This window comes from Terrabacter sp. P5_B1, from assembly GCF_056400505.1.
This window is the reverse complement of record NZ_JBFULD010000297.1, coordinates 1-5,319: the sequence shown is the minus strand read 5'-3', so window position 1 is coordinate 5,319 and position 5,319 is coordinate 1. Positions and strand designations below refer to the sequence as shown.

5 protein-coding genes are annotated in these 5,319 nt (G+C 72.1%); 3 read left to right on the top strand and 2 right to left on the bottom strand.

The genetic code is table 11. The annotated features are described in order from the left end of the window. A partial coding sequence (locus tag AC1DP0_RS17620) for an acyl-CoA dehydrogenase family protein (RefSeq protein WP_478086864.1) occupies positions 1-1,212 on the bottom strand: 1,212 nt, incomplete at its 3' end. A 22-nt stretch (positions 1,213-1,234) separates the two neighbouring features. Further along, a complete protein-coding gene (locus tag AC1DP0_RS17615; protein WP_478086862.1) occupies positions 1,235-1,945 on the bottom strand; it encodes a TetR/AcrR family transcriptional regulator in 711 nt (236 codons plus the stop codon). A 98-nt stretch (positions 1,946-2,043) separates the two neighbouring features. Here AC1DP0_RS17615 and AC1DP0_RS17610 point away from each other — a divergent pair, with 98 nt between their 5' ends. The 3 genes from AC1DP0_RS17610 to AC1DP0_RS17600 all read left to right on the top strand — a co-directional run. Next, positions 2,044-3,339 carry an acetyl-CoA C-acetyltransferase gene (locus AC1DP0_RS17610; protein WP_478086857.1) on the top strand — a complete coding sequence of 432 codons (1,296 nt, stop codon included), beginning with the start codon at positions 2,044-2,046 and terminating at the stop codon, positions 3,337-3,339. A gap of 2 nt (positions 3,340-3,341) precedes the next feature. After that, the gene (locus AC1DP0_RS17605) at positions 3,342-4,709 is read left to right on the top strand and encodes a 3-oxoacyl-ACP reductase (RefSeq protein WP_478086853.1); all 1,368 of its coding nucleotides are present in this window, start codon (positions 3,342-3,344) and stop codon (positions 4,707-4,709) included. Positions 4,710-4,716: 7 nt separating this feature from the next. Further along, a partial coding sequence (locus tag AC1DP0_RS17600; RefSeq protein WP_478086849.1) for a MaoC/PaaZ C-terminal domain-containing protein occupies positions 4,717-5,319 on the top strand: 603 nt, incomplete at its 3' end.

The window sequence follows — 5,319 nt, the reverse complement described above, 5'->3', positions numbered from 1 at the left end:
CTCCTGGATCGTGTCGGTCGCGTGCCGCGTCGTCAGGACCTTGATGCCGGCCGCCCGCGTCTCGAGCTGGCGCTGGTCCTGCTCGGAGCTCGTGCGCCCGGCGAGCACGTCGTCCATCGTCGACACGAGCTCGTGCTGGGCGAGCTGGAGGGCGTATGCCGTCGCGATCCTCGGCAGCAGCCGCCGTTGGTAGGTGCGGTAGTCCAGGACCGTCGTCTCCACGTCGTTGCCGGGCGCTGCGAACTGACGCCGCTCACCGGCATACGTCGTCGTGACGGCCAGGGCCGAGCGGGCCGCGGCGCCCGCGCCGCCGGCCACCGAGATGCGGCCCCGGACGAGCGTGCCGAGCATCGTGAAGAAGCGGCGGCTGGGGTTGTCGATGGGACTCGAGTAGGTGCCGGCGTCGCCGATGTCGCCGTAGCGGCCGAGGAGGTTGGTGCGGGGGACCCGGACGTGGTCGAAGAGGAGGCGCCCGTTGTCGACGCCGTCGAGGCCGAGCTTGGGACCGCAGTCCTCGATGGTGACCCCCGGCGTGGGAGCGCCCGCGCCGTCGCGGATGGGGACGAGCACGCAGTGGACCCCGCGGGACTCGCCGTCGACGACGAGCTGGGCGAACACGGCTGCAAGTTCGGCGTCGCGCGCCGCGTTGCCGATGTAGTCCTTGCGCGCCGCGGGGACGGGGGAGTGGACGACGATCTCGTCGGTGGCCGGGTCGAAGGTGGCGGTCGTCAGCAGGCTCTGGACGTCGCTGCCGTGGCCGGTCTCCGTCATCGCGAAGCACCCCTGCAGCTCGCCCGAGACCAGCCGCGGCACGAGGTGGTCGTGGCGGCTCGTGCCGAGCAGCGAGACCGCGCCGCCGAACAGGCCCCACTGGACGCCCGCCTTGACGAAGAGCGACAGGTCGCTGTGAGCGAGCATCTCGAACGCGGCCACCGCTTCGCCGTAGCGGGCGGTCCCGCCCTGGTGCTCCGGGAAGCCCGACGCGGCATACGGCTGCCGGGCCAGGGCGCTCAGCTGGGAGGTGACGCGGGACCGGTGCTCGTCCATCGGGAGCGGTCCGGACGGTGGTCCGAAGGTCGCCGGGTCGAGGGCGCGGCAGTGGTCGCGCACCTCGCCGAAAGGGCCGTCGAGGTGGGCGCGCAGCGCGGAGGCCAGGACTGCGTCCGGGGTCTTCGAGGGGGTCTCTGCAGGGGAGTCGGTGGCCGTGGACATCTGGTGCCTTCCGGTCTGGACCTCAGGAGGTCGTGCTGGTGGTGGTGTTGGTGGGGGTGGTGGTCGCGAGGACGGGGGCGAGCCCGTGCCACGCCAGCTCGGTCAGGGAGTCGACGATCGCCGCGCGGGGAGCTCGGTCACCCTCGGGGGTGGCGAGCCAGTCGTCGGCGACGGCGCGGACCGAGCCGACGAGGGCGATGGCCCAGGTGCGGGCCCGCGAGGGGTCGGTCGTGCTCGTGCGCAGGGACTCGAGGAGCAGGCCGGTGAGCTGGTCCGTGACCTGGTCGACGGTGCCGCCCACCGGGTCGTCGGCCAGCGGCCGGTCCACGAGGGGACGGTTGACGACGAATCGGTAGACCTCGGTGTCGGACTCGACGAGCGCGAGGTAGACCTCGACGGTGGACGCGACGAGCTCGCGCGTGTCGGCCGGCGGGGCGCTCGATCGGGACAGCGCGGCGCCGACGTTGCGGACGACGCGGCCGTCGATGCGCTCCGCGACGGCGCGGTAGAGGCCGGCCTTGTCGTCGAAGTGTCGGTAGATGACCGTCTTGGACGTGCCGGCCTCGGCGGCGATGTCGTCCATGCCGACGCCAGCGCCGTGCCTCCGGATGGCGCGGATCGTCGCGTCGACGAGGGCGGCGCGGCGCTCCTCGCGGTGGCGCTCCCAGCGCGAGTCCCGGCCGTCCCGCGGGGGTGCGGACGGTGCCGGTGGACGTCGGGCGTCGTGGTCCATCTCCCGAAAGTAACAGGTACTTGCTGTATCGACTACTACCAGTTTCGGTTATCTTGGGTGAGAACGACAGGTTCCGCAGTCGACAGCAGGAGAGACCCATGGCCACGCAGTCCACCCCGCGCACGACACGTCGCGTCGCGGTCCTCGGGGGCAACCGCATCCCGTTCGCCCGTTCCAACGGCCCGTACGCGAAGGCGTCCAACCAGGACATGCTCACCGCAACCGTCGACGGGCTCGTGGCGCGCCACGGACTCGCGGGGGAGCGCCTCGGCGAGGTCGTCGCGGGCGCCGTGCTCAAGCACAGCCGTGACTTCAACCTCACCCGGGAGACCGTGCTCGGCACGCGGCTCGACCCGACGACGCCGGCCTACGACATCCAGCAGGCGTGCGGCACGGGACTTGAGTCCGCCATCCTCGTCGCCAACAAGATCGCCCTCGGCCAGGTCGACGCCGGCATCGCCGGTGGCGTGGACAGTGCGAGCGATGCCCCCATCGCCGTCAGTGAGGGCCTGCGCCGGACGCTGCTGGCCGCGAACCGTGCCCGCTCCGCGGGGGAGCGCGCCAAGGCGCTCGCCGGACTGCGTCCGGGACACCTCATCCCCGCCATCCCCGAGAACGTCGAGCCACGCACGGGACTGTCGATGGGCGAGCACATGGCCCTGACCGCGGCGCAGTGGGGCATCACCCGCGACGCCCAGGACGAGCTCGCCGCCGCGAGTCACCAGCACCTCGCCGCCGCCTACGAGCGCGGCTTCTTCGACGACCTCGTCACGCCCTACCTCGGCGTCTCACGCGACACGAACCTGCGCGCCGACTCCACCGTCGAGAAGCTGTCAACGCTCAAGCCGGTCTTCGGCAAGGGCGACGGGGCGACGATGACAGCCGGCAACTCGACGCCCCTGACCGACGGCGCCTCAGCCGTCCTCCTCGCGAGCGAGGAGTGGGCGGCGGAGCACCGTCTGACGCCGCTCGCCTGGTTCGTCGACGCCGAGACCGCGGCCGTCGACTACGTCCACGGTGACGAGGGCCTGCTCATGGCGCCGGCGTATGCCGTGCCGCGGCTCCTTGCCCGAAACGGCCTGAGCCTGCAGGACTTCGACTTCTACGAGATCCACGAGGCCTTCGCCGCGACCGTGCTCACGACCCTCAAGGCCTGGGAGGACCCCGACTTCTGCAAGGCGCGCCTCGGTCTCGACGCACCCCTAGGCTCCATCGACCGGTCCAAGCTCAACGTCAACGGCTCCTCCCTCGCCGCCGGCCACCCCTTCGCGGCGACGGGCGGGCGCATCGTCGCCTCGCTCGCCAAGCAGCTCAAGGAGGCCGGCGGAGGCCGTGGCCTCATCTCCATCTGCGCTGCCGGTGGGCAGGGCGTCGTCGCGATCCTGGAGGCCTGAGCATGAGCGATCTCTTCACGACCATCGTCCGCTCGCCCGTGGCCAAGAGGGTCGGGGTGCCGCAACCGACCCGGCTGCGCCGCTACGAGCCGGGTCTGCCGTTGTGCGAGGCGCCGGTCCTCGTCGCCGGTGGCGGTCGGTTCGCCGACGGCATCGCGTCCTGGCTCGCTGCTGCCGGCGTGGCCACGGTGGCGGCCGTGGCCGAGGTGCAGGACCAGGTGCAGGACCAGGCGCAGGACCAGGCGCAGGACAAGGCGCAGGACCAGGTCGGTGCCGTCGTGCTCGACCTCAGCGCAGCGGTGGATCCTGCCGAGCTGGACCAGCTGCGCCTGCTGGGCGCCCCGGCCGTCAAGGCGCTCAAGCGCAACGGCCGCGTCGTCGTCATCGGCACCGACCCCGCGACTCTGACCGACGTCACCGAGGTGACGACCCAGCGCGCGCTCGAGGGCGCCGTGCGATCCCTCGGCAAGGAGCTGCGTGGGGGCGCCACGGCGAACCTCGTTCTCGCGCAGGGAGATGCGCACGACGGCGTCCGTTCGGCGGTCGAGTTCTTCCTCTCCGGCCGGTCGGCCTACGTCGACGGCCAGGTGGTCCGCGTCGACGAGTCGACCAGTGGTGACCTCGATGCGCTCCGTCCCCTCGCCGGCAAGGTGGCCGTCGTCACCGGTGCCGCCCGCGGGATCGGGGCCGAGATCGCCCGCGTCCTCTCCCGCGACGGTGCGACCGTCGTCGCCGTCGACGTGCCCGCAGCCGGGGATGCCCTGGCGGCGGTGGCCAACGAGGTGACGGGCACCGCCCTACAGCTCGACGTCACGGCCGAGGACGCCGGGCGGCGGATCGTCGAGCACGCCACGTCGCGTCACGGCAGCCTCGACATCGTCGTGCACAACGCCGGCATCACCCGCGACAAGCTCTTCGTCAACATGGACGACGACCGCTGGCGCAACGTCATGGAGGTCAACCTCCGTTCGATCCTGCGGATGAACGAGGCGATCCTCGGTGACGGCGGCCTGTCCGACGGTGGCCGCATCGTCTGCGTCGCATCGATCGCCGGGATCGCCGGCAACCGTGGCCAGACCAACTACGGCGCGAGCAAGGCCGGTGTCATCGGTCTGGTCTCAGCCCTGTCGCGTCAGGTCGCGGGCCGTGGCATCACGGTCAACGCCGTCGCTCCGGGTTTCATCGAGACCGAGATGACCGCGCGGATCCCGTTCGCCACGAGGGAGATCGGACGTCGCATGAACTCGCTGCAGCAGGGTGGTCACCCGAAGGACGTCGCGGAGACCATCGCGTGGTTCGCCCAGCCCGGGGCCGCCGCCGTAACGGGGCAGGTCGTCCGTGTGTGCGGCCAGAGCCTGCTCGGGGCGTGAGGCGGCGATGACCAAGGAGATCACCGTCAAAGGGGCCCCGGACCTGCGTCGCATCTACGCGACCGCCGCCCTCCGCCGGGGCAACGCCAGCGGCACCCTGCCGGACGTGCGCTACTCGCGGGCCGGCATACGCGTCGCCGTCGACGACCTCGTCGGCTACTCCCACGTGTGCCGTTTCCCCCTCGCCGGCACCCTGCCGCCGACCTTCCCGCACCTCGTCGCGTTCCCGCTCCAGATGGCCGTCATGAGCGGCGACCGCTTCCCGCTCCCGCTGCTCGGGGCCGTCCACGTCGAGAACCGGATCGAGGTCGTCCGTCCCATCGACGTCGGCGAGCCCCTCGACGTCTCCGTGGGGGCGCAGGACCTCCGGCCGCACCGCCGCGGGCAGCAGGTCGACCTCGTGTCCGAGGTGAGTGTGCGCGCCGAGGTCGTGTGGCGCGGGGTGAGCACGTACCTCTCACGAGGGACGGAGCACGTGGACGCCGCGCCGTCCGACCCGCCGTCGACGGAGGCGCTGTCCGCGGTGACCGCGGGGCCGGTGTGGCGCCTGGGCGAGGGCACCGGCCGGGCGTATGCCGCGGTGTCGGGTGACTGGAACCCCATCCACCTG